General features: G+C 48.4%; 21 protein-coding genes and 1 pseudogene. 11 read left to right on the forward strand and 11 right to left on the reverse strand.

The features are described from left to right. Positions 1-61 precede the first annotated feature (61 nt). The 3 genes from phoA to QOT07_RS07760 form a co-directional block, all read right to left on the reverse strand. The gene (gene phoA, locus QOT07_RS07750) at positions 62-1,489 is read right to left on the reverse strand and encodes an alkaline phosphatase (RefSeq protein ID WP_283602850.1); all 1,428 of its coding nucleotides are present in this window, start codon (positions 1,487-1,489) and stop codon (positions 62-64) included. 140 nt (positions 1,490-1,629) lie between these two features. Beyond that, a complete protein-coding gene (locus tag QOT07_RS07755; protein WP_207975763.1) occupies positions 1,630-2,337 on the reverse strand; it encodes a glutathione S-transferase N-terminal domain-containing protein in 708 nt (235 codons plus the stop codon). Positions 2,338-2,400: 63 nt separating this feature from the next. Next, on the reverse strand, positions 2,401-3,084 hold the full coding sequence (locus tag QOT07_RS07760; protein ID WP_283602851.1) for an ArsR/SmtB family transcription factor: 684 nt from the start codon (positions 3,082-3,084) through the stop codon (positions 2,401-2,403). Between the two features lie 81 nt (positions 3,085-3,165). On the opposite strand from QOT07_RS07760, the gene QOT07_RS07765 reads away from it, so the two are divergent. From QOT07_RS07765 to QOT07_RS07775, 3 genes are all read left to right on the forward strand, one after another. Further along, a complete protein-coding gene (locus QOT07_RS07765; RefSeq protein WP_283602852.1) occupies positions 3,166-4,230 on the forward strand; it encodes a cytochrome P450 family protein in 1,065 nt (354 codons plus the stop codon). Further along, positions 4,227-4,574 (forward strand): antibiotic biosynthesis monooxygenase family protein, encoded by a 348-nt coding sequence (locus QOT07_RS07770; protein WP_085115906.1) that lies wholly within the window; start codon positions 4,227-4,229, stop codon positions 4,572-4,574. The genes QOT07_RS07765 and QOT07_RS07770 overlap by 4 nt, the downstream gene beginning before the upstream one ends. A gap of 174 nt (positions 4,575-4,748) precedes the next feature. Beyond that, positions 4,749-5,240, forward strand: coding sequence for a P-loop nucleotide/nucleoside kinase family protein (locus QOT07_RS07775; RefSeq protein ID WP_207975759.1), 492 nt, complete (start codon positions 4,749-4,751; stop codon positions 5,238-5,240). A gap of 59 nt (positions 5,241-5,299) precedes the next feature. Here QOT07_RS07775 and cynS read toward each other — a convergent pair whose 3' ends face one another. Continuing rightward, a complete protein-coding gene (cynS, locus tag QOT07_RS07780) occupies positions 5,300-5,770 on the reverse strand; it encodes a cyanase (protein WP_099064092.1) in 471 nt (156 codons plus the stop codon). Positions 5,771-5,792: 22 nt separating this feature from the next. Further along, positions 5,793-6,446, reverse strand: coding sequence for a carbonic anhydrase (locus tag QOT07_RS07785; protein ID WP_099064093.1), 654 nt, complete (start codon positions 6,444-6,446; stop codon positions 5,793-5,795). A 114-nt stretch (positions 6,447-6,560) separates the two neighbouring features. Here QOT07_RS07785 and cynR point away from each other — a divergent pair, with 114 nt between their 5' ends. Both cynR and mchS3 (QOT07_RS07795) read left to right on the forward strand, forming a co-directional pair. Then, a complete protein-coding gene (gene cynR, locus QOT07_RS07790) occupies positions 6,561-7,463 on the forward strand; it encodes a transcriptional regulator CynR (protein ID WP_261427031.1) in 903 nt (300 codons plus the stop codon). A gap of 24 nt (positions 7,464-7,487) precedes the next feature. Further along, a complete protein-coding gene (mchS3, locus tag QOT07_RS07795; RefSeq protein ID WP_099064095.1) occupies positions 7,488-7,904 on the forward strand; it encodes an MchS3 family protein in 417 nt (138 codons plus the stop codon). 78 nt (positions 7,905-7,982) lie between these two features. Here mchS3 (QOT07_RS07795) and QOT07_RS07800 read toward each other — a convergent pair whose 3' ends face one another. Next, complete coding sequence (locus QOT07_RS07800; protein WP_283602853.1) at positions 7,983-8,900, reverse strand: LysR family transcriptional regulator; 918 nt, start codon at positions 8,898-8,900, stop codon at positions 7,983-7,985. A gap of 90 nt (positions 8,901-8,990) precedes the next feature. Between QOT07_RS07800 and QOT07_RS07805 the strand changes: the two genes are divergently transcribed. Beyond that, positions 8,991-9,800 carry an isocitrate lyase/PEP mutase family protein gene (locus QOT07_RS07805; protein ID WP_283602854.1) on the forward strand — a complete coding sequence of 270 codons (810 nt, stop codon included), beginning with the start codon at positions 8,991-8,993 and terminating at the stop codon, positions 9,798-9,800. Positions 9,801-10,167: 367 nt separating this feature from the next. Beyond that, positions 10,168-13,242 (forward strand): DEAD/DEAH box helicase, encoded by a 3,075-nt coding sequence (locus tag QOT07_RS07810; protein ID WP_283602855.1) that lies wholly within the window; start codon positions 10,168-10,170, stop codon positions 13,240-13,242. Positions 13,243-13,504: 262 nt separating this feature from the next. On the opposite strand, the pseudogene QOT07_RS07815 reads toward QOT07_RS07810, so the two are convergent. The 3 genes and pseudogenes from QOT07_RS07815 to QOT07_RS07825 form a co-directional block, all read right to left on the reverse strand. Continuing rightward, positions 13,505-14,410 (reverse strand): annotated as a pseudogene (locus QOT07_RS07815) (AIPR family protein); the annotation flags it as partial. A 21-nt stretch (positions 14,411-14,431) separates the two neighbouring features. Continuing rightward, complete coding sequence (locus QOT07_RS07820; protein WP_283602856.1) at positions 14,432-15,205, reverse strand: hypothetical protein; 774 nt, start codon at positions 15,203-15,205, stop codon at positions 14,432-14,434. A gap of 306 nt (positions 15,206-15,511) precedes the next feature. After that, positions 15,512-15,733, reverse strand: coding sequence for a helix-turn-helix domain-containing protein (locus QOT07_RS07825; protein WP_283602857.1), 222 nt, complete (start codon positions 15,731-15,733; stop codon positions 15,512-15,514). Between the two features lie 874 nt (positions 15,734-16,607). Between QOT07_RS07825 and mchS3 (QOT07_RS07830) the strand changes: the two genes are divergently transcribed. Both mchS3 (QOT07_RS07830) and QOT07_RS07835 read left to right on the forward strand, forming a co-directional pair. Beyond that, a complete protein-coding gene (gene mchS3 / locus QOT07_RS07830; RefSeq protein WP_283602858.1) occupies positions 16,608-17,033 on the forward strand; it encodes an MchS3 family protein in 426 nt (141 codons plus the stop codon). Between the two features lie 600 nt (positions 17,034-17,633). Then, the gene (locus tag QOT07_RS07835) at positions 17,634-19,226 is read left to right on the forward strand and encodes an ABC-F family ATPase (RefSeq protein ID WP_099064096.1); all 1,593 of its coding nucleotides are present in this window, start codon (positions 17,634-17,636) and stop codon (positions 19,224-19,226) included. 86 nt (positions 19,227-19,312) lie between these two features. Here QOT07_RS07835 and moeB read toward each other — a convergent pair whose 3' ends face one another. Both moeB and moeA read right to left on the reverse strand, forming a co-directional pair. Further along, a complete protein-coding gene (gene moeB / locus QOT07_RS07840; RefSeq protein WP_283602859.1) occupies positions 19,313-20,068 on the reverse strand; it encodes a molybdopterin-synthase adenylyltransferase MoeB in 756 nt (251 codons plus the stop codon). 2 nt (positions 20,069-20,070) lie between these two features. Beyond that, positions 20,071-21,309, reverse strand: coding sequence for a molybdopterin molybdotransferase MoeA (moeA, locus tag QOT07_RS07845; RefSeq protein ID WP_283602860.1), 1,239 nt, complete (start codon positions 21,307-21,309; stop codon positions 20,071-20,073). Positions 21,310-21,402: 93 nt separating this feature from the next. Here moeA and QOT07_RS07850 point away from each other — a divergent pair, with 93 nt between their 5' ends. Together QOT07_RS07850 and QOT07_RS07855 are read left to right on the forward strand one after the other, a co-directional pair. Next, the gene (locus QOT07_RS07850; RefSeq protein ID WP_283602861.1) at positions 21,403-21,939 is read left to right on the forward strand and encodes a DUF924 family protein; all 537 of its coding nucleotides are present in this window, start codon (positions 21,403-21,405) and stop codon (positions 21,937-21,939) included. A gap of 354 nt (positions 21,940-22,293) precedes the next feature. Further along, positions 22,294-23,238 carry an isoaspartyl peptidase/L-asparaginase family protein gene (locus tag QOT07_RS07855; RefSeq protein WP_283602862.1) on the forward strand — a complete coding sequence of 315 codons (945 nt, stop codon included), beginning with the start codon at positions 22,294-22,296 and terminating at the stop codon, positions 23,236-23,238. Positions 23,239-23,254 lie beyond the last annotated feature (16 nt).

Below are 23,254 nucleotides of genomic sequence, written 5' to 3' on the forward strand. Positions count from 1 at the left end.
AAACGCCATTCATTGCCCTGAGTGCCGGCAATGAATGGCGTTTGGATATTAGGCTGTTAACTTACTTAATCGCCATTGCATCACGCATGGTATAGAACAGATCCGTCTGATCGGTTAGCCCAACCACGTTGGCAGCACGTGGGCCGTAGGCGGCAACCCGCAGTTGAGTGCCGGTATGCCCCTGTGAATCCTCTTCCGAATTGCCGTAGCTGATGGTCATCGGTGCGCCATCTTTGGTGGTCAGCGTTTGTGTCAGGCCAGGGGCCTTGGCATCGGTGGCGATAATCTGGCTCGAGTGGGCGTGGTCTGCGGTAACAATCACCAGGGTGTTACCCTCGGCGCGGGCGAATGCCAACGCTTTCTGTACCGCTTCATCCAGGTCAACAGTTTCACCAAACTGGCCGCACGGGTTGGCCGCATGATCCTGTTTGTCGATCGACGCGCCCTCAATCTGCAGGAAGAAGCCGTTTTGGTTGGTTTTCAACAGGTCGATGGCTTTTTCGGTCATTACCGCCAGCGTCGGGATATCGGCCGTGCGTGCCGGGTTGTTTTCGCAGGTTACCGCCGGTTGGTCGATATTGCCGTGATAAGTGGCTTTCGGCCCCTGCCAACGCACCGGCATATTACCGGCGGCAAACAGCCCGAGCAGCGGTTTTTGCTGGTTTGCCACGCTGACGGCGTTCAGTGCATCGAGGTTTTCGACCCATTGATAACCGAGAGCCGTTGCCTGGTCTTTCAGCGATTTTCCCTGCCATTCGCCACTTTTTGCTAACTGATTAAAGGATTTTGCCCCGCCGCCCAAGGTGACGTCGGCGCGCGCCTTGAGCAACTGCTCGCTGATGGAGCCACGGCCGCCGTTTTCCAGCGCGTTGGTGGCGCATTTTTCACTGGTTTCTTCCGGGCCGTAACATTTACGTGAGGTGACGTGGGAAATCTGTGCTGCTGGCGTGGCGTCCTGTAGCTCGGCGGTAGAGACGTTACCGGTGGCTTTGCCTGCCGCCTTGGCGATTTCCAGCAGCGTCGGTTGGTCTTTACCGTTGACGTCCACACCCAGCGCACCGTTATAGGTTTTTACGCCGCTTGACCATGCGGTCGCCGAGGCGGCAGAGTCAGTCACGTAATTCGGTTTGTGGGTTTTCTTATCCAGTGAGTAATGGGTGTATTGGCCGGTCAGCGGCAGGGCATCGATACCTTTAAAATAGCCGCCCGCGCCTTCGGCGTAGTTGCGCGCCGAGGTGATTTCAGAATCGCCCATGCCGTCGCCGATCAGCAAAATCACGTTTTTGACAGTTTTGTCCGACAGCGAAGCTTGCAACGCGGCGGTCTGATCGCCACTCAGACGTCGTGCGCCACCGGGTTCAACGATGTTGCCACGTGCTGCACGCTCGTAAAGGCCTGCGGTATTGACCGGTGTTTCATCGGCGAAGGCGGCGGAACACAATAACGCGGATAAAACGGCGCCGGCGATCAGGGAAAGGGACTGTTGCATAGGGGGAAAGCTCCTTTTCGAAATGCAAAATTATAATTGGCATCAATTTGTTACGAAGGAGAGTAGTGCAGGGGTGTGACAGTTTTATGACGCTGCCGATGGTGAAAAAGGATAGCCGGGCGGCTATCCCAGGGGATCCATTATTCGCTGCGGGCGGGAATATTCAGGCCGCGTTGTACCGCCGGGCGCGCCAGACCGCGCTCCAGCCATTGCCCCACCAGTGGGAAGCTATCGAACTCTACCAGCTCACGCGCTTCGTAGAAGCCGATCAGATTACGGACCCAACCCAGCAGTGAAATATCGGCAATGGTGTAATCCTGACCCATGATCCAGTCACGGCCTTCAAGCCGGGTTTCCAGCACGCCGAGCAGGCGTTTGGATTCATTCTTATAGCGTTCCAGCGGACGTTTGTCCTCATATTCGCGACCGGCGAATCGGTGGAAGAAGCCGAGCTGGCCAAACATTGGGCCAACCGCCGCCATCTGGAAAAACACCCACTGGATGGTTTCATAACGTAGAGCGGGATCTTGCGGCAGGAACTTACCGCTTTTCTCCGCCAGATACAGCAAGATAGCGCCGGATTCAAACAGCGCCAGTGGTTTACCGCCGGGGCCATTAGGATCGATGATCGATGGGATCTTGCCGTTCGGGTTCAGCGACAGAAACTCCGGCGTCCAGGTTTCGTTCTTGCCGATATCGATCAGGTGCGGTTCATAAGCCAGGCCAATTTCTTCCAGCATAATGGATACTTTTACGCCGTTGGGCGTAGGCAGAGAGTAAAGCTGTAGCCTTTCCGGGTGCTGTGCGGGCCAGCGTTTGACGATCGGGAATTGGGTTTGGCTGAGCATGAAGAATCCTCGGGTTGACGGTTTGCCTATTGAGTATTGCAGCAAAACTAACGCGGCGCAGGGTTAAAGCGTGAGACCAAAATGTGCTGTCAGCGCTTTTTTACCGGTGGCGGTGAGCTGCAGTTCACGAGTTTCAAGCTGACGGCGGATCCAGCCGCGATCGATAAAAACGTTGAGCACCGCGGCACCCAGAGCGCCGCCAAGGTGAGCCTTGCGTTCGCTCCAGTCCAGACAGCCACAGGCGAAGCGCCGCCGTGAAAGCGCCGCCGAACAGTCGATGCCCAGCCGGGTTAAGGCAGTGCGGCCAGCGTCCGTTAACCGGTAGTCTTCATCCCCCTCCAGCCAGGCTACTTGATGCAACCTGTCATGCAATTTTACCGCGACTTCTCCGGCCATATGGTCATAACAGGTGCGGGCGAATTGCAATGAGGTTGGGGTAGTGCTTTTTACTACCGGCCTTTCGACGCCGGCCAGCGCCATCAATGTTTCCAGCGCGGCGGCCACCGCCGGCCCGGTCAGGCGGAAATAGCGATAGCGGCCCTGTTTGACGCAGACAATCAGCCGTTGTTCCTGCAGGCGTGCCAGGTGCCCGCTGGCGGTAGAGGCTGCGACGTCCACCGCCGCGCTCAGTTCGGTTGCGGTATAGGCACGGCCATCCATCAGCAGGCACAGCATGCGCGCCCGGCTGCAGTCGGCAATGGCGGCGGTCAGTGCCGCCAGACGATCTTCAATATCGATGTTATTCATACTTCGAGATTAGACGAAGTATGGCTGCCAGGCTAGCGCTAGGATGGGTTTTCACACTGGTTCGGTTCAACGGAGAACACTATGACAGTTTGTCCCTATTCCCGTGCGCTTGCTGCCGTGACTTCTGATGATCCGCTTGCTGACTATATGCCGATGGTGCCGATGGCATTTCAAGCGGACTTGCAGAGTTGGGTAGCCGTTTCTCCTGTGGTGGTGCGGGAGGTTTTGCACAATATTGACTTTGGGGTACGTCCTGCAACTGAACCTGTCCCCGCGGCCTTATTGAACACGCCAGCACAGCCCATTTTCGGTGCTCTGGTACGAATGCAGGAGGGTGAACAACAGCTCAGGCTCAAAGAGGCCATTCTGCAGACGTTAACTGCCTTTAACCCAAACCGGGTCCGGCAAACCGCATTAAGCGTGGCGCGAGAGTTAATGCCTTCCATGCAGGACGCAAAGCAGATCACCCGCTTTAACTATGCCCTGCCAGTGTGCGTTATTGCTGCACTGCTGGGTGTCCCTGCGGATGAGTGGTCGGAGTTAGTCGATGACATTCTGGCTTTTTCCCGCTGCATTGCTCCGGGGGGTAGTGAGCAACAGGTAGAGCGGGGGATCCAGGCTGTGGAGCGTTTAACGGCACGCCTGGAAGGTTGTCGTGGCCCGTTATGGCTGAGTTTGCAGCATTCATGTGCGATACAAGGCTTCGATCGTCAGGTGGTAATGGCCAATGCCATTGGCTTGATGTTTCAGGCTTGTGAAGGGACTGCCGGCCTGATCGGGCAGGCGTTGTTATTGATGCGCAACCACCAGGGAAGTGCGCAGGAACTGATTGAAACAGTCTTGTCCGACACACCCTCGATTCAGAACACCCGCCGCTTTGCTTTGCGGGATACGCAGGTTGCCGGCTACCCGGTGTTGGCTGGGCAGAGCGTCCTGGTGTTGTTGTGCACGGGGGATGAAAGTTTTGCTTTCGGTGAGGGGGCGCATCGCTGTCCGGGCGCGGACTGGGCGAAGATGATCGCGCGTTGTGGTATCGAGCATTTATCCGCCTTGGGTATTGATCTGCAACTGCTGAACAATGTGCGCTGGCGGGCTTCGCAAAACGCGCGCGTGCCTGAATTTACCGCTGACAGGAGCTTATTATGATCGCCGTTATTTTTGAACTGCAGGCCGCCGACGGCCAGCGCGAAACCTATCTTGATTTGGCGGCTGAGCTGAAGCCGTTGCTGGCGGAGATTGACGGGTTTATTTCCATTGAGCGCTTCCAAAGCCTGGCCGATCCACAGCGGTTGCTGTCGCTTTCTTTTTGGCGTGATGAAGCGGCGGTGCAGCAATGGCGCAATATCGAAAAGCACCGTGCTGCGCAGACGCGTGGCCGTCATGGCGTGCTGGCGCAGTATCGCCTGCGTGTGGCGGAAGTGGTACGCGACTACGGGCTGGATCAGCGGGAACAGGCACCGCAGGACAGCCGTGGTTATCACGTCGATTGACAACTCTTGGGGTTTATCTTATTGATATCTGATGAACAGAAATCGTTTTTCATTCGTGCAGATTATTATCACCATTCATAGAGTGGTGGGATAGCGCGTCTGTTTTAAGCGAAAACCCGCCAGTCAGGCGGGTTTAGCACTCCCTCCTGTTGGCAACATCCCCTGGAGGAACCCATGAAAAATCATCTCCCTACCGTGTTGCATTTGATGTGCGGTAAAGCCGGTTCAGGCAAATCGACGTTAGCGCACAGCCTTGCGCAGCAACCTCAAACGCTGTTGCTGGTTGAAGATAGCTGGCTGAAAACGCTGTATGGACAACAGATGGCGACTTTGCAGGATTATGTTCACTACTCAGCCCGGCTACGCGAGGCGTTGAGTGAGCATGTTGTGCAACTGCTGGGTCATGGCCTGTCTGTGGTGCTGGATTTTCCGATGAATACGCCGGACCGGCGGCTGTGGGCACGACAATTAGCCGAGTTGGCTGGCGTTGGCCACTGCCTGCATTTTATCGATGTCAGTGATGCATTATGTAAAAGCCGGATAAAACTCAGAAATGAGCAAGGCGACCATCCCTTTACGCTAAGCGAGGAGGCTTTCGATCTGCTCACTCAGTACTTTGTCGTCCCTACTGAAGAGGAGCGTTTGACCATTGTCCGGTATGCCTGAGTATCCGGAATAAGGCAGGCCCTGATTCGGGCGCTGCCTCATTATTTGTCATTTGTCGATTAGAAAGGCTTGGTTGGCAGGTATTTACCGTCGAGGGTGATCACCGCACGTTCGCCACCGTCTGGATCCGGCACTTTTTTGATATCCAGTTTGAAGTTAATCGCGCTGATGATGCCGTCGCCAAACTGCTCATGCACCAGGGCTTTCAGCGTGGAGCCGTAGATTTGCACCATTTCGTAGAAGCGATAAATGGTCGGGTCGGTCGGTACGCCGCCGGGAATGCTGCCGCGTAGCGGAATGGTTTGCAGCAGGCGAATGGCGTCTTCGTCCAGATCCAGTTTTGCTGCCACCACACGGGCGGCTTGCTCCGGCAGCGGATGCTGGCCCAGCAGGGCGGCGGTGACGAACGCCAGGCTTAGCCCGGTGCCCTGGTTAATCGCTTCGAAGGTCAGGTTTTTGCGGATCTTGGCCATCATAATGGTGTCGGTCAGGGTTTCGCGTGGGGATGAGTAGTGCAGTGACTGGGTCATATTGTTTCCTTAAGGAATGAAATTAAAAACGGGCTACGGCAGGGGTTGCCGTAACTTCAGGATTCGTGGCCAGCGGAATAAAACGACGGGTTTCGCCATCCAGCGCTTCAATGCCGCCGCTGGCGATGTCATAAACCCAACCGTGTAGTTTCAATCGCCCTTGTTCAAGCGCCACTGCTACGGAAGGGTGAGTTTTGATATTGGTTAACTGTGCGATGACGTTCTCGCGCACCATCGAACTGACCCGCCCGGCCTCGGTGGCATGCTGATAAGCCTGATTGACCGCCTTGGCTGAATCGGCATAGCGCAGCCAGTTAGCCACGGTGGGCATATGTTCCAGGCACTGGCAGGTGGCGATGGCGGTCATCGCGCCGCAGTCGGAATGCCCGCAAATCACGATATCTTCAACCCCGAGCGCGGCGACGGCATATTCCACCGACGCGGATACGCCACCGGGTTCCGGGCCGAACGAAGGCACGATATTGCCGGCATTGCGGATCACAAACAGATCGCCCGGTTCACGCTGGGTAATCAGTTCCGGGACCAGGCGGCTGTCGGAACAGGAGATAAACAGGGTTCGAGGGTTCTGCTGGGTAGCCAGCCGCTGGAACAAGGCCGTACGCTCGACAAACGCCTCGCGCTGGAACTTCAGAAAACCTTCGATAACTTCTTTCATACTGCCTCCATCTGGTTGCTGTTAAGCGATGGATGCATCATGCGCCGCTCTGGCTATAGGGTCTAAGACCCATTTATAATGGTAGCCATAGGAATTACCAATAATAGAGGCGTTATGCTGCTGCGACATATCCGTTATTTTCTGGCCGTTGCCGAACAGGGCAACTTCACCCGTGCTGCCGAAGCGCTGCACGTCTCGCAGCCAACGCTGTCGCAGCAAATCAAACAGCTGGAGGAAACGCTGGGCACACCGCTGTTTGATCGTAGTGGCCGAACGGTGCGGCTGACCGACGCCGGTGTTGCCTGGATGCGCTATGCCCAACTGGCACTGCAGGATCTGGATGCCGGTGCGCGGGCAATCCATGACGTGGCAACGCTGGAGCGTGGCAACCTGCGGTTGGCGATGACGCCGACCTTTACCGCCTATCTGGTGGGCCCGGTGATTGATGCCTTTTATCGGCGTTATCCGGGGGTAACCTTGAGTATTCACGAGATGACACAGGACAGGATTGAGGCGCTGTTGGCGGAGGATCGGTTGGATCTGGGTATTGCTTTCGGTCAGGCGCAGTTGACGGATATCGAGGCCGAGGATTTGTTTCGCGAGTCGCTGAATATGGTGGTGGGCAGCAATCACCCTTTGGCCCAACGGTTTGAACCCTTGACGGCGCAGGCGTTTGAGCAACAGCCGCTGGCGCTGTTGAGTGAGGATTTTGCCACTCGTCAGTTTATCGACGACTATTGCCGGCAGCAGGGGATCCGGCCACGGGTCGTGGTGGAGGCCAATGCGATTGGTGCCATCATTGAGATGGTACGCCGTGGCTCGCTTGCCACGGTGCTGCCGGCGGCGATTACCCAGGCAAATCCGCAGTTGCGAGTGGTGCCACTTGTCGCCGCCATGCCCGCGCGCCGGGCGGTATTGCTACAGCGTAAAGATGCCTATCGCAGCGCAGCGTCACGGGCGCTTGTAGAGGTTTTGCATCAGCAGGACTGGACATCGGCACATTCCAACCCGGTATAAAACCGGTTGAATAGGGAGACTTTTATGAAAATGATTTTTCGCGTTGTGACTTTGCTGGTTGTTTCTTTCTGTTCCCTCAACGCTTATGCCGCTGAACAAAGCAGTGAAGAGACAGAGAATGTTTTATCCAGGGTTAACAATTTCTCTTTGGGAATGAATGGGTTTGTTGGCATTGGCAGCGTTGGCGAAACCGAGTTAATAAAAATCCTAACCTACCAGGATGCGGGGGCCGTTTTCTTGCGTATTGCCAATAACCCGCAGGCAACGCCAGAAGCTAAACTTTATGCTGCCTGTGGTTTAAAAAAGCTAAATAACAACGATGGCGAACCCAGGTTTACCCAAGAGTGGGATAAAGAAGTTTCGGTATTGAAAGGGGATGTTTTAAGGAAAGAAAAGTTTAAAGATATCTATTTCAGTATCTTAAAACATGGGTGCTGGTGATTTCGTTATCGCAGAAAGCACATTGGCAGAGGATCCCCCGCAAGATGGATAATACCTGGTTGGTGGTATCCGGTTTTGTCACCTAATTGTGGCGCTTTGCAGGCAAGGCTCCTGCTGCCAGCGGTGGCTCAGAAATTCGACCAACGCCCGCGCCGCCGGCCCCACTGGCCCCGGTGGATAAACGGAATAAACCCCTGTCTCTCTGCCCGTCCATTGCGGCAACACCTGCACTAACTGTCCCAAACTGATGGCGTCGGCCATGGTAGCTGCGGAATGAAACGCGATACCTTGTCCATCGAGACAAAACTGTTTAATTGCATCACCGTTGTCTGCTTGCATCCTGCCCTTGGGGCGAAAAAGGGTTTCACCTTCAGGGCCAAACAGGCGCCAATTCTCACCGTCGTGGCTCGCGGTAGAAACCAGACACTCGTGCCGTTGCAACTCCTTCAGGGTTTCCGGTATACCCTGCTGCTGCAGGTAGTTCGGCGCGGCGACAAGAATACGGCGATTATTGAGCAACTTGCGTGCTACAAGGCTCGAATCTGGCAGGCGGCCGATACGGATTGCAACGGCTACGTGTTCCGCGACTATGTCGACATAACGGTCAGTCATCAGCAGGTCTATCCGTAATTTGGGATACTGCATTATAAAGGCTGACAGGTGTGGCGCGACGTGAAGGCGACCAAAGGACAGAGAAGTACTAACCCGCAGTGTTCCTCGAGGCTGGTTTTGCTCATCGCGCATACGTTCATAAGCTATGTGCAATTGATCAAGTGCGGCGCTGCAATCTGTGAAGTAACGCTGGCCGGCATCGGTCAGCGACATGGCCCGAGTGGTGCGATTGATCAACAGCATATCAACCTGCAGCTCAAGTTTTTTGACCAGGCGACTAATCGCCGAAGGGGTCATATTGAGCCTTTGTGCCGCCTTGGCGAAGCTTTGGTGTTCCGCCACGGTGACAAAGACTTTCACCAGATGCAGGGAAGGTTCTTCCATTCGTTCTCCTGAGGAATGAATATCTGAAATTAGCGGCTATTATCATCCAGATTGACGATGGTTAGAATGCGTTTTTCTCGGGAGAATTCTATGGACCTCAACAGTAAAGCCACCATTTTTGCCAATTTACACCGCCAGCCACATCCGTTGCGTCTACCCAATGCCTGGGATGCCGGCAGTGCATTGTTGATTGAAAGCCTCGGTGCGGCGGCGATCGCGACTACCAGCGCCGGTGTTGCCTGGTCACTTGGCTACCGCGACGGGGATCAGTTGCCGTTGGAACCCCACCTGGCGAGCATAGCGGCGATAGCCCGGGTGATTAAAGTGCCGCTCAGTGTCGACATTGAAGGCGGCTATGCCACGCATGAACATAGCTTCGAAAATGTAGTAGCCCGCTTTATTGATGTTGGTGCGGTTGGCATCAATATTCAGGATGGCGCAGGCTCTCCACAAATATTGTGCGAAAAAATTAATCAGGCGCGTAGTGTGGCGGAACGCTTGGGCGTCAAACTGTACATTAATGCCCGCACGGATGTTTATGCGCGTAATCTGACCTCTGCCGCCAAGCGGATGGATGAGACGCTGGTGCGAGCAAAACTTTATCGCGACGCCGGAGCCGACGGCCTGTTCGTACTGGGGGTGACAGATCCGGATGCGATCCGTCAGATTGCCGGCAATACCGATCTGTTACTCAACGTAATCACCTGGCCTGGTCTTCTGCCCGCCGACAGGCTGGCTGAACTTGGCGTGCGGCGAGTGAGTGTTGGTTCATGGATTCCGCAAACGCTGTGGGCAAGCACTATCAAATTAGCCGCGGGCTTTCTGGCTGACGGCAACTCAGAGCCGTTATTCACCGATGCGGCATCTTATGCGGATATCAACGGCCATTTTCCTGATTAACCCGCTTGTCTGTCGGGTGGGGCTACCGCATCCGACCGTTCTGGCAAACAATCTGCTTGCCTGGCATCCACCACCACCGCACCACTGCTCAAATTGTCACCAAAACTTCCCGCGATCTCTTATCCCCGTTATGGCATAATGCGCGCCAAATCACATTCCTAATGATATGAAGAGCGAGCGCTGTGTTAAGCACTAACAACATTACAGTGTTGTTCCATATGTAAAATTAAATAAAAAACTCATTATTTATATTTTAATTATTCTATCATTATTCAATTGGAAGGGGTTCTGTACATGTTGAATTCTTCCAGAATAGATGGTATTAAGAATACATGTAATAATTATTCAATAAACATTGAAGGGTTAAATGGAAAAGGAAAATATTGATTTTTTATTTAAAGAAAAATTGAGGGATTGTCAGATTTCAAGTATAGACATAGCATTAAAATACCTTAATACATATGAAAAAACAGATGAAGGTATTAGAAAAAAACCTTCAAAGGCTTGCTTGCTGAGTTTACCTACTGGGGCTGGGAAATCAGGTGTGATAACGATCGTTACTCACCGAGCAAAACAGAAAAGAATTCTTGTGCTTTGCCACAGAAGTGCAGTAAGAAACCAACTTTTTAATGATATTAATGGTGGTTTTTATGAAAAAATTGGTGTGGGTAAGGATCCTCGTTTAACTAATAAAAAAGCATATAAAAATATAAATAATATAAAAAGAGATGGGGTTTTTGTTACTACATTTCAAACCGTTCAAAGATTGAATGAAGAGCAATTAAAGGAGTTACAGAGCAATATTGACTTAGTCATTGTTGATGAGGGGCATTCTGAGCCATCTTTGGTATGGAGAGAGCTAGTTAGAGGTATATCAGCTCATCGAATTGTAGTCACGGCTACACCTTATAGAAATGATCTCTTTCAGTTTGATATAAATGAGAAGTACAGTTATATCTATACGTTTGGACAAGCAACTAGGAATGGGGTGATTTCTTGCCCTGAATTTAAAACTGAAAATAAAGATCAATTAAAAAATATAATAAATGGTTTTTTAAAAAAACACCCTGACACTGTATGTATAGTGAAGTGCAAATATCAAAGCGATGTTAGTTATTATTATGATTTTCTTAAAAACGACTTTGAAACATTAGCTTTACATGATGGGTTTAAGAAAAGCACAGAGGAAAATAAAAAAGAGTTTGTACCCTCAGATATTAAAAGCTCGAAATACAAAGTGATCATACATCAAAGGAAAATTGATGAAGGTGTTGATATCCCTCAAGCAAAGTTGTTGATTCTAACATATGAAGTAAGCAGCGGAAGAGAATTAGTTCAAACAGTAGGGAGGGTTGTTCGGGTTTATAATAATGTAGACCCAATCGTATATGAGTTAAACACATCATCAAATTCTAGGTTGTGGGATAATTATTTAAATTTTGACAGCACTCTGCAAGATAGAAATGGACAAGAGAGATTTCTTGGATCGTTGAATACAAGTTTGTTAATTGAGCGGTACTTATCCGAGTTCCCCGATGCAAGCTATTATGGTAATAGATTTATTAGAAAGTTCAACTTGACTGATTTCGACCCGAGTAAATCGTTAGTAATCCCATCTGCTTCAGTTTGCTTCTATAAAACGCATGAGGATTTTTCGTTATCAGATTTAGCCGATAATATTTATTGGTCATTACACCATGATGGAGAGCTTGTTAAAGAGGCTTATCAATACAACGATAGTTTATATGTTATCTGTTCAGTTGCATTTAATCGCTCACGTTTCTTAGTAGATGAGTTTTTCTTTGAACCTACCCTTGAAGTTGTGGTAATAAAAAAGCTAAATGGAAAGCTGGTTGCCATATTTGATAGTAGAAACAAGAAATATCAAAAAAATAATAATACGAAATTGGAAAGGCCTATACGACTTGAAGATCTCTTAAAGGTATCATCTGGAGCTATAAAAACTATTCCTAGGGAAGTTAGTAGTCGTTCAATAACGACAGCCAAGAGGAGACCAGAAGCAATATTGCTTAAAGGACGTAATCTTGATGAATTGTCAAATACACAAACAAACAGTAGTTATGCGCTAAGCACGTTGAGATTAGACAATTATGATGTGAATGATAAGAAGGTTGGTAGCTATTATCTAGGTATGGGAAATGGAAGGATATCAGACCAGCTTAGGTCTGATTTTACGTTAGAGAGTTTTGATGAGTGGTTATCAGAGATTGATGGTGTAATTGCAGGTAATAAATCAAATATTAAAGGGGTAATCAGTTCATTTGCAATGCCTATACAAGAGATCCCTGATGAGAATATATCATCAATAGTTTTCGATTTTAGCGATTTAGAAGCAGATGTGAAAGTCTTAATTGATGGCAAAGATTTTTTTATTGAAAAGACATTTTTATACTTTAAGTATGATGATGGATTTTTATTTGATCCTATGAGTGAAAAAATCAAAATAGAAAAAAGAAATGACAATCCATTTTACAGTTTTATTTGTGATTTTGATATCGAAGTTCTAAAAGGAGACAACAAAGTAGATGTGAACGATTTCCTTTATGAGCATACGTATAAGGTTTTGTATTCTGATGGGAAGTCTTTTAGTGATGGTGAGTTTTATAGTTTTAGATTACCTTCAGATGATGGCTTCACGCTTGAAGATGCAAATCTAAATAAAGTTATAATCTCAATTCCAGAATTATTAAAAGAAGGAATGACAGAAAAAGGGAAGGAGAAGTTCCAAGGATTTGACGGGAAAAGTTTCTCCAAGGACTCTATATTTTATTTAGTTGATAAGCTAAAAGGATATGCTGACCCTAGCTTGCCGTACATAGAATATGGACCATTCAGAGAGTATACAAATAATATTGACTTAATGATATGTACAGATATGGGAACAGAACCAGCTGATTTTATAATAAGCTCACCAAGTAAACTTATATTTGTCCATGCAAAATGTGGTAACAGTGCTAAAAGGCCTGAATCATCAGCAGGTGCTATTGCAGAGGTCGGTGGACAAGCTATTAAAAATATTGAAATGATGATATCTACAAATGCTGACCTGCTACCTGGTAATGTCACTGAACTACAGAAAGAATGGCCCAGTAAAGGTAAAGCTACTGTTAATGATCGCATACGAGTATATGAATCTAAGATATTTGATAGCAACGGAGATGCAGCTGTCAGGGAGAGCACACTGGCGAGTTTGTGGGATGTTGTTTCGGAAAGAAGGAAGTCACCATTAGTTGATAAAGAAATCTGGATGGTAATTGGGAATGCTTTTTGCAAAGAGCATTTTGTAAAAGAAATGGCAAAGGGAAATAATGCTGCTGATGAAAGTTTACAGGCATATCAATTATTACAAAGTTATGTATCTACCGCTTATTCTAATGATGTTGATATAAAGGTGTTTGTGTCTAAAAATAAAGAACAATAACATAACAATATTATGTTTCCATGTCTGCTTATTTACTTTGACATGATGATGTATAGTGTGCTAATTTCACTTCTAATAAGGTGGTTATTCATTAATAATAAAAATATTATTATTGATCTTGGTTGTTATGTGATCTGGGAATATTTAAGTAAGCTCAGGCTGGGCTGTTTGTAGAATAATAATTCTTAGAGAAATAAATAAATCAAAACTTTTTGTTTTTGTGTAAATTGCCAGCAGTAGCTGGCAATTTATCTTTGTGATTTTATTTCGTTAGTGCTTTCTCTCTAATCTTGGATGTGAACTCTCTGCTCCGAATAGCATCCTTATTGGAAATTCTATTTTCGCTTAGTACTTTTGATATTACTTTGCATGAGTCATCAAATAATGGCTTGTAAAGGTCTTTTGTATTAAAGGTATTTATTATCTCATCCGTGTTTTTTTTGTTTTTATTTAGCATTAAATATACCAAAAATGCAATGTGGTACTTGAAGTCTTTATATTTTTGCTGGACGGATTTCCTCTTAAAAAGAATCTCAAGTCTATTAACGATAAGGGAGGATATATAGTATAAGTTTAAATTTCCTGATGTCGTTATGAATAATTTATCTTTGTTGCTTTCTAATATCTCACCAAAATATCTGTGTGTGCTCTGTGGTTGTTCTAATACTAGTGATACATATGACTTTATTTGTGATGCCAGAGTTATGACCTGGTATGCTTTGACTTTTGGATTGCCAAGATACTCTTTAGATCTACGCTCATAATAAATGGGAGGGATTAGATTCGACGATTTGGCTTTATAAAATTCCTCCAAGTCCTTATGGAATGGTTTCAGTGATTCAAATGCTTCATCTTTAACTTCTGTCTGCCTATTAGTGGCTCTTATAATATTGTTAATTACATCCTGATGATTTGTTTCAATTATCTTTATAATGATATGTATGCTAGAGGATAGACTTTCTTTATTCTCAAATAATACATGGCTAGATTGGCATCCATTGACTATTTGGAAATCTGTTAGCTTTAGTTTTGGGCCGACTTTGTCAACTTTTTTTGCAATTATAGTAATCCCATTGTTTAGTAGTGGAAGCAAAAACTTGTTATTTTCTGATTTTAGCGTTTTTGCTATCTCTTGGTTTACTTTATTTTTTCCTTGATAGTCTCGAACATTATCGTAAAATAGACCTTTTTATAAATTCCCGTCATTATTAGTTATCAGTTTTATATAATCTACCACAGGAATACTACCAATAAATGATTGTCTAATATTCAAGTGTTCTGGTATTTCAGGTAAAGGTACATTATTGTTGAATGGAATCTCCTTTACCGACTTACGGCTTAACTCCCTATAGTTTGATTTTAATCTTTCGGCATCATAAAATTCTATATCAGCTGTATTTTTGAATAATCCTCTTTCATCTATCTCTTTTAGCTCCCTGTTGACTTTTCCAACTATTGCTTCTGGTTCGTTCCATTCACCTGTGGTTACGAAATATAGTTTAAGTGCAGGAGGTTCATCAAAGTCAATAGAGTGTTGATATATTATTTCTTTAAGTTTCCTTATTTTTTTTATTTGTTCATTCTCTGGAATAGAAGGGTTTTGATCGAATAAAATTTTCACTCCCGTTATAAAGTTTAATATTTGATCTCCTTTGAATTTTGGTGAGTTCTTAGATTGTATTAGAGCAAATGTTACATCTAGAGTACCATTTTTATTCCTTAAAAATTCAATCTCTTCTTCATTAGTTATTATTCTTCCATTTACAATAATGGCAGCTCCATCTATAGCCAAATCATTGGTACCTCCTGTTGCCAAATCCTCAACTTCCAAGTCTCGAGGATATAGCTTTGATACTATATTGAAATTAACGAATCTCTCAAATTGCTCGTCTTCTGGGAGTTCTTCGTAATTGTTTTGTGTGGAAAAGTCAGTTAAGAAACTTTTTAAAATATCATCTCTCATTATTTTATCTCCTTAGTATAAAACATTAAAATTAGGTATTGGTATTATATATCATCTATGCGTATCAATTTTCAATAAAAATATATACAACAAGTAGAAGGATTACCACAAGAGGAAACATAATACAGTAGTTCACAAAACTAGAAAGTAATAAGTAGTGCTGGAAATAATTAATTATAAGTCTGCTAGTTGTTTTCTTTTGTTATTTTAACGTTGAGAATTTATAGGGAAAATATTATATAAAATCATATGCATTGCGAAAATACGATGTTGTTGAGTAACATAACAATACTTAAAGATGATTACTTATTGGGTATTGAATAGCATTAACGTTGCCACCGGACTATCAAAGCCTGCTGCTATCAGACCAATCACCTCTAATGTGGGATTCCTAACCCCACGCTCAATCCCACTTATATAAGTGCGATCTATCTCACATTTATCAGCGAATTCTTCTTGCGACCAACCACGCTCTTTGCGCAGTTCTCGAACACGTTTGCCAAATTTGATTTGAAGTTCATTTTTCATCTAACAAGCATCATGTTTTGTTGCTTATCAGACCACGGACTATGAGTCACATTTTATTTGTGTTGATGTGACTCATAGTCATCAATAAATTGTACGAAAAACAGTCTTTTTGTTAATATTCATGATGTTAGTTATTTTAGGGGCGTATGATAATGAAGAAATGCATGTTGCCGCTTTTAATGGCACTCCCAGCTACAGTTTCGGCATGGGTTCCGGCAGACCCATTCAAGTACCCTGATGAGTATACAACCCCTTATCACCAGAATGAGCGGAACAAAGCTACTCCATACGAGATGGTTCTTTTCTATAACAACAGCGCGGATCGATTCTCAATAGCATTTCGCGGTTTGAGAAGTGATGAACTTATCCGGTTCTCGAGTGGAGCTGATCTGAGTCATGTTGAAATTTCCGAGTGCAAGAGAGGAATGGTGGGTTGCTTAGAGTACGGTTCAGGGTTGCCTGACCTGGTATTTAAAACTTAGGGTTGAAAATTTTTTATTTAGTATGTGTCAGAGCTTTCTCTTATGTGTTAGATGGTAATATACGTCAGTATTATGTGTTGGATGTCTGAGGAATAGTTCAGGTAATTAATCATATTGTTTTTAATTTATTGTTTTTTTATAAATAAATCCAATTCATATTGTTTTTTTGAATGGTTTTTTGCGAGTTTTTTATCTGAATTTATTTAATGGATATAAGATTTCCTTACCAGAAAATGGTTGTAACTATATGTAAAATATAAATTTACATCCATGCTTTAATTTTTTAAAATTAAAGTAACCAGTTCGTTTATAAAATAATTTCTTTACAATGAGCTAGTTGATATGGTTATGTTTTACATATTATAGATAGTTTTCGAACAGAGGATGAGCTGATGAAAAAAGTTTATGTCAGTTGTTGCTTTTTTTTTACTTTGCTATGCTCTCTTTATGGTTACACATCTGAAATGAATTATTCTTCTATAGCAAATGATTTATCCAAGGTAAGTTACTTTTCCGTAGGGATGAATGGGTTTATTGGTAAGTATAGTAAAGGAGAGAATGATGTAAGAGATATTCTTAAAAGCAAGAATGCAACAGAGATTTTTTTGACAATAGCTAATAACCCAGAGGCGACGTCAGAAAGCAAACTTTATGTGGCCTGTGGATTAAAACAACTAGGTAAAATAAATAATAAGGACGTCAAGTCCATTTTTGAAAAAGAGTTGGGTAACAATGTTTCGACATTGAAAGCTGACATTTTAAGAAGGGAAAAATTTAAAGATATATATTTTGGTATTTTAAAACATGGATGCTTGTGAGTATATTTATTTTCCTAATTTATTGATAAGTATATTAAAAGGATATGCTCATGAAAGAAATAAAATTTAACGAGTTACACTTGATTTCTGGGGGTATGAATCTCGATGGCCACAGAGAGTCAGGAAATATAATTGACCAGAGAGGGCGAGATATGGGGACGTACATAGATGCTAACGGAAGATGTTGGGCTCCAGGTACATCTTCAATTGATATGTATCCTAATGGCGGTGGGACATCTTGGGGAAGTGGCCCATGGCAACCTTCAAGCGGGGGTAGTTTCTCTCTGGAGGATATCTTGATTATTGGCTGGAATAGATTCCAAAGAGACGTTTGGGGCCACTGATGTAGGTGGGCGTTAGAATGATATATAAAGCTAACTATCTTCATAAGGTAGTTAGCTATACAAGTCTCACGCTCACTGATCAAATGACAGGTTTGCATCACGTTGAACCTTTGATTTAGAAATGTTGGCTAATAGCATGATCCACCACTAGCGCACCATTGCTCAAATTGTCACCGAAACTTCCCGCGATCTCTTATCCCCGTTATGGCATAATGCGCGCCAAATCACATTCCTAATGATATGAAGAGCGAGCGCTGTGTTAAGCACTAACAACATTACTATGCAGTTTGGCAGTAAGCCGCTGTTTGAAAACATCTCTGTTAAATTTGGTGGCGGTAACCGCTATGGTTTGATCGGGGCTAACGGCTGCGGCAAATCCACCTTTATGAAAATCCTGGGCGGCGACCTGGCATCGAGCGGCGGCAACGTGTTCCTCGATCCGAACGAGCGTCTGGGTAAACTGCGTCAGGATCAGTTCGCTTTTGAGCAATACAGCGTGCTGGACACCGTCATCATGGGCCACCATGAGCTGTGGGCAGTGAAGGAAGAGCGTGACCGTATTTACGCTATGGCCGAAATGAGCGAAGAAGACGGCTATAAAGTGGCCGATCTGGAAGTCGCTTACGGCGAGATGGACGGTTACACCGCCGAAGCACGTGCCGGCGAGCTGCTGCTCGGCGTAGGCATCCCGGTTGAACAGCATTATGGTCCGATGAGCGAAATCGCACCGGGCTTCAAACTGCGCGTGTTGCTGGCGCAGGCGCTGTTCTCCGATCCAGAAATCCTGTTGCTCGACGAACCAACCAACAACCTGGACATCGATACCATTCGCTGGCTGGAGCAGGTGCTGAACGAGCGTAACAGCACCATGGTTATCATTTCGCACGACCGTCACTTCCTGAACATGGTGTGTACACACATGGCGGATCTGGACTACGGCGAACTGCGCGTGTATCCCGGCAACTATGACGAATACATGACGGCGGCAACCCAGTCGCGTGAACGTCTGATGGCGGATAACGCCAAGAAAAAGGCACAGATTAACGAACTGCAGTCGTTCGTTAGCCGCTTTAGCGCCAACGCCTCCAAATCCAAACAGGCGACTTCACGTGCCCGCCAGATCGACAAGATCCAGCTGGAAGAAGTGAAGGCTTCAAGCCGTCAGAACCCGTTCATCCGTTTCGACCAGGACAAAAAACTGTTCCGTAACGCGCTGGAAGTGGAAGCACTGACCAAAGGCTTCGACAACGGCCCGTTGTTCAGCAAACTCAACCTGATGGTTGAAGTGGGCGAGAAAGTCGCGGTACTGGGCCCGAACGGTGTTGGTAAGTCGACCCTGCTGAAAGCGCTGGTTGGCGATGCTCAACCGGACAGCGGCAGCGTGAAATGGTCTGAAAACGCCAAAATCGGTTACTACGCTCAGGATCACGAATACGAATTCGATGACACCCTGACGGTATTCGACTGGATGAGCCAGTGGAAGCAGGAAAAAGACGACGAGCAGGCCGTTCGCAGCGTGCTGGGTCGTTTGCTGTTCAGCCAGGACGACATCAAGAAGAAAGTGAAGGTGTTGTCAGGGGGTGAGAAGGGCCGCATGTTATTCGGCAAGCTGATGATGCAGCGTCCTAACATCCTGATTATGGATGAACCAACCAACCACCTGGATATGGAATCCATCGAGTCGCTGAACATGGCGTTGGAAATGTATGAAGGCACCCTGATCTTCGTTTCCCACGACCGTGAGTTCGTTAGCTCGCTGGCGACCCGCGTACTGGAAATGACACCGACCAAGGTGATCGACTTTACCGGCAACTACGAAGACTATCTGCGTAGCCAGGGTATCGTCTAACTCTCTGGTAGGGGCGCGTTATACGCGCCCGCAAAAATAACCAGTGATAATCGAAGGCGGGAGCACTCCCGCCTTTTTTGTGTCTGTTATTCCCCGCCACACACCTCGCACTGCGGATTTTTCGGCAGCTTCATTTCACGAAATTGCATCGTCATGGCATCAAACATCAGCAGTTTACCGGTGAGTGGCTGGCCGTATTGCGTCAGCAGTTTGATGGCCTCCATGGCTTGCAAGGTGCCGATGGTGCCCACCAGCGGGGCCATTACACCGGCTTCGACACAGGTCAGGGCGTTATCGCCGAATAACCGACTCAGGCAACGGTAGCAAGGTTCATCAGGCTGGTAGGTGAAAACGCTCAGCTGCCCCTCCATACGGATCGCCGCGCCGGACACCAGCGGTTTACGCTGCGCATGGCACAGGCGATTCAGCAGGTCGCGCGTTGCTACGTTGTCGGTACAGTCCAGCACCAGATCGCAGGCGGCAATCTGTGCCGCCATCTGAGAGTCGTCCAACTGCCCGTCAACGGCGTCAATGTGGATATGCGGATTGATGGCGCTCAGTTCGATACGCGCCGATTCCACTTTCGCCATGCCAATACGCGCGTCGCGGTGCAGGATCTGGCGTTGCAGGTTGGAGAGCGAAACGGTGTCGAAATCAACCAGCGTCAGGTGACCGACGCCCGCCGCAGCCAAATAGGGCGCGGCGGCGCAACCCAATCCGCCGAGGCCGACAATCAGTACCCGTGCGGCCTTCAGCTTTTCCTGGCCGTCGAAGTCGAAGCCGCGCAGGATAATCTGGCGGTTGTAGCGCAGCGCTTCGGCATCGGTTAATTCCGGCAGCATGCTCAGCTCCTCAGCAGGGCGTTGAAGGGCTCAATGTCCACCATTTCGCCCGTCGCCACTGAGCCACGATCGCGCTCCAGCACGATAAAGCAGTTGCCCTGGCTGAACGAGCTGAAGACGTGCGAGCCCTGATGACCGGTGCTGCTCACTTCCAACTCACCCTGGGCGTTGCTGGTAAATACGCCGCGCTGGAAATCGAGACGGCCCGGCGCTTTCTTCAAGGGGGTTAATGCGCGTGCTTGCAGACGCGGTGGCAACTGCCAGTCGCTGTGACCGGCCAGCTTTGCCAACAGCGGTTGCACCAGTTGGTAGAAGGTCAGGGCGGCGGAAACCGGGTTGCCCGGCAGGCCGCAGAACCAGGCGTGTTTCAGCTTGCCGAAGGCAAAAGGCTTACCCGGTTTGATCGCCAGCTTCCAGAAGCTGACTTCGCCCAGTTCGTCCAGCATCTGCTTGGTGTAGTCGGCTTCACCGACCGAGACGCCACCGCTGCTGATTACCACGTCGGCCTGACTGTCCGCCTGTTCGAAGGCGGCACGCAGCGCTTCTTGATTGTCGCGGATAATGCCCAGATCGATCACCTCGCAGCCCAGCTGTTCCAGCATCAGGCGCACCGCAAAGCGGTTGGTATCGTAGATTTGACCTGCCTGCAGCGGTTGACCGACCGGTTGTAACTCGTCGCCGGTGGAGAACACCGCGACTTTCAGTTTGCGCATCACCTGGACTTCGGCGACGCCGAGCGAGGCCAGCAACGGCAACTGTGCCGCGCCAAACCTGACGCCAGCGGGTAACACCCCGGCACCCAGGCGAATATCTTCCCCCGCCAGACGGATATTTTGCCCGGCTTGCACTTCGGCCGTGAAGCGTACTCCGGCATCACTCACCTCGGCCTGTTCCTGCATGATCACCGCTTCGGCGCCGACAGGGATAGGGGCGCCGGTCATGATGCGCACGCAGGTGTTGGCTGGCCAGTCACCATTGAATGGCGCACCGGCAAAGGCTTTGCCCGCCACGGGCAGCGGGGCATTGGCCTGCAAGTCGGCGAGGCGCACGGCGTAACCGTCCATCGCCGAATTGGCAAACGGGGGCACGTCAATAGGGGAAATCACCGCTGCGGCTGTAATACGGCCGGCGGCGGCGGTCAGGGCAATGGATTCGGTCTGCTGCAGGGGAGAGAGCTGGCTGAGCATCTTCTCCAGCGCCTGCTCCAGGGAAATGAGATCGGAAGTATGGCAATGATCCATTGAGAGAACTCCGTAATCAGGGTGCGCGAAATTTTCGGCAAAGTGGGGGTATTATGAAGGATGCTATGCTGAAGTAAACAACAGGAGACCGTGATGCACAGACAGGTATTAGACTTCTGGTTCGACGAGATCGAACCGGCAATGTGGTTCAAAAAGGATGATGAATTTGATCGCCTGCTGCATACCCGCTTTGGCCAGATTTGGCAGGCCGCCGCTGCCGGTGAACTGGCGCACTGGCGAGAAACCATTGAGGGACGATTGGCGGAGGTGATTGTGCTCGATCAGTTCAGCCGCAATCTGTTCCGTGGCACGCCCGGTTCATTTGCCAGCGACTGTATGGCGCTGGTGTTGGCGCAGGAAGCGGTGCGCAGCGGGCAGTGTGAACAGCTCAGCCGGGAACAGCGGGGTTTTCTCTATCTGCCGTTTATGCACTCGGAGTCGGCGCTGATCCATCAGCAGGCGCTGGCGTTGTATACCGAACTGGATAATGGCGATCAGCTGGAGTTTGAATTGCGACATAAAGCCATTATTGACCGTTTTGGCCGTTACCCGCACCGTAATGCGATATTAGGCCGCATCTCAACCCCGGAAGAAGAAGCATTTCTGTTGCTGCCGGGCTCCGGGTTCTAAATATTATCATCTGCGTTCAGCCTGCTGAAAAACAGCAGGTTGAACCTGTGACAGCTTAATATACAGAGATATCGGTTATTTCTCCGGATAATAGTTGTCTATCCGCCCAGTGCTTTTACCAAAAATCCCAACCGTTATTTACGGTGTTTTCGCTCTATTCTAACTGACTGTTTTTATTCCATTAAGCTATTTCAATGTGCGAAATAATCTAAGCGAACTACGCTAAATGCTGAGTAGTGACTTAATGCTTTACATAGAATGTCGGGCTAAATATAGTCGGGAAAAGAAAAAATAATTAATTATCAGCCCGGGAACGGTGTGGGGTTGGCAGGTTTAACACAGGGTGTCAGGCAAATGAGCAAACCAGTGATTGCCATTCACGGCGGTGCGGGCGCAATTACCCGTACGGCGCTGAGTGCTGAAAAAGAACAAGAGTATATTCAGGCGTTATCCGGCATTGTCGCCGCAGGTCAGCAGATCCTCGCCCAGGGTGGCAGCGCATTGGATGCGGTGACTGAAGCGGTGCGGTTGCTGGAAGAGTGCCCGTTATTCAATGCCGGTAAAGGCTCGGTGTTCACTCATCAGGGTACCCATGAACTGGATGCCTGCGTGATGGACGGACGCACCTGTGATGCCGGTGCCGTTGCGGGTGTCAGCCGGATACGCAATCCGATACTGGCTGCGCGTGCGGTGTTGGAAAACAGCCAGCATGTGCTGTTCGCCGGCGAGGGCGCCGAAAGGTTTGCCACTGCCCACGGCCTGGAAATGGTCGCCCCTGACTTCTTCTTTACCCAATCACGTTTTGACCAACTGCACCGCGCTCAGGCGGAGCTGGGACGAGTGTTGCTCGATCACGACGGTGCTGAGCCGATCGACCCCGACAGTAAGTTTGGCACCGTGGGTGCGGTGGCGTTGGACGCCCTGGGCAATTTGGCGGCGGCGACCTCGACCGGTGGCATGACCAACAAACAGGCCGGTCGGGTCGGCGATACGCCGATAATCGGCGCCGGCTGTTACGCCAATAATGCCACGGTGGCGGTCTCCAGCACCGGCACCGGTGAAATATTCATGCGCGGCGTGGCGGCCTATGACGTTTCCGCGTTGATGGAATACGCCGGTCTCAGCCTGCAGCAGGCCAGCGACCGGGTAGTGATGGAAAAACTGCTGGCGATGGGCGGTAGCGGCGGGATGATCGCCATCGACAGCCAGGGTAACGTGGCGCTGCCTTTTAACAGTGAAGGGATGTACCGCGGGTTTGGTTATGTCGGCGATGCGCCGTCCGTAGGGATTTATCGCTAACCGATCACCAGGAGGG

Origin of the sequence: Serratia proteamaculans (assembly GCF_949794035.1) — a bacterium.
In the GTDB taxonomy this organism is placed as follows: Bacteria; Pseudomonadota; Gammaproteobacteria; order Enterobacterales; family Enterobacteriaceae; genus Serratia; species Serratia proteamaculans.

Coding starts and splice junctions, on each gene's coding strand:
- phoA (WP_283602850.1), bottom strand. CDS start 1,489: ATGCAACAGTCCCTTTCCCTGATCGCCGGCGCCGTTTTATCCGCGTTA.
- QOT07_RS07755 (WP_207975763.1), bottom strand. CDS start 2,337: ATGCTCAGCCAAACCCAATTCCCGATCGTCAAACGCTGGCCCGCACAG.
- QOT07_RS07760 (WP_283602851.1), bottom strand. CDS start 3,084: ATGAATAACATCGATATTGAAGATCGTCTGGCGGCACTGACCGCCGCC.
- QOT07_RS07765 (WP_283602852.1), top strand. CDS start 3,166: ATGACAGTTTGTCCCTATTCCCGTGCGCTTGCTGCCGTGACTTCTGAT.
- QOT07_RS07770 (WP_085115906.1), top strand. CDS start 4,227: ATGATCGCCGTTATTTTTGAACTGCAGGCCGCCGACGGCCAGCGCGAA.
- QOT07_RS07775 (WP_207975759.1), top strand. CDS start 4,749: ATGAAAAATCATCTCCCTACCGTGTTGCATTTGATGTGCGGTAAAGCC.
- cynS (WP_099064092.1), bottom strand. CDS start 5,770: ATGACCCAGTCACTGCACTACTCATCCCCACGCGAAACCCTGACCGAC.
- QOT07_RS07785 (WP_099064093.1), bottom strand. CDS start 6,446: ATGAAAGAAGTTATCGAAGGTTTTCTGAAGTTCCAGCGCGAGGCGTTT.
- cynR (WP_261427031.1), top strand. CDS start 6,561: ATGCTGCTGCGACATATCCGTTATTTTCTGGCCGTTGCCGAACAGGGC.
- mchS3 (WP_099064095.1), top strand. CDS start 7,488: ATGAAAATGATTTTTCGCGTTGTGACTTTGCTGGTTGTTTCTTTCTGT.
- QOT07_RS07800 (WP_283602853.1), bottom strand. CDS start 8,900: ATGGAAGAACCTTCCCTGCATCTGGTGAAAGTCTTTGTCACCGTGGCG.
- QOT07_RS07805 (WP_283602854.1), top strand. CDS start 8,991: ATGGACCTCAACAGTAAAGCCACCATTTTTGCCAATTTACACCGCCAG.
- QOT07_RS07810 (WP_283602855.1), top strand. CDS start 10,168: ATGGAAAAGGAAAATATTGATTTTTTATTTAAAGAAAAATTGAGGGAT.
- QOT07_RS07820 (WP_283602856.1), bottom strand. CDS start 15,205: ATGAGAGATGATATTTTAAAAAGTTTCTTAACTGACTTTTCCACACAA.
- QOT07_RS07825 (WP_283602857.1), bottom strand. CDS start 15,733: ATGAAAAATGAACTTCAAATCAAATTTGGCAAACGTGTTCGAGAACTG.
- mchS3 (WP_283602858.1), top strand. CDS start 16,608: ATGAAAAAAGTTTATGTCAGTTGTTGCTTTTTTTTTACTTTGCTATGC.
- moeB (WP_283602859.1), bottom strand. CDS start 20,068: ATGCTGCCGGAATTAACCGATGCCGAAGCGCTGCGCTACAACCGCCAG.
- moeA (WP_283602860.1), bottom strand. CDS start 21,309: ATGGATCATTGCCATACTTCCGATCTCATTTCCCTGGAGCAGGCGCTG.
- QOT07_RS07850 (WP_283602861.1), top strand. CDS start 21,403: ATGCACAGACAGGTATTAGACTTCTGGTTCGACGAGATCGAACCGGCA.
- QOT07_RS07855 (WP_283602862.1), top strand. CDS start 22,294: ATGAGCAAACCAGTGATTGCCATTCACGGCGGTGCGGGCGCAATTACC.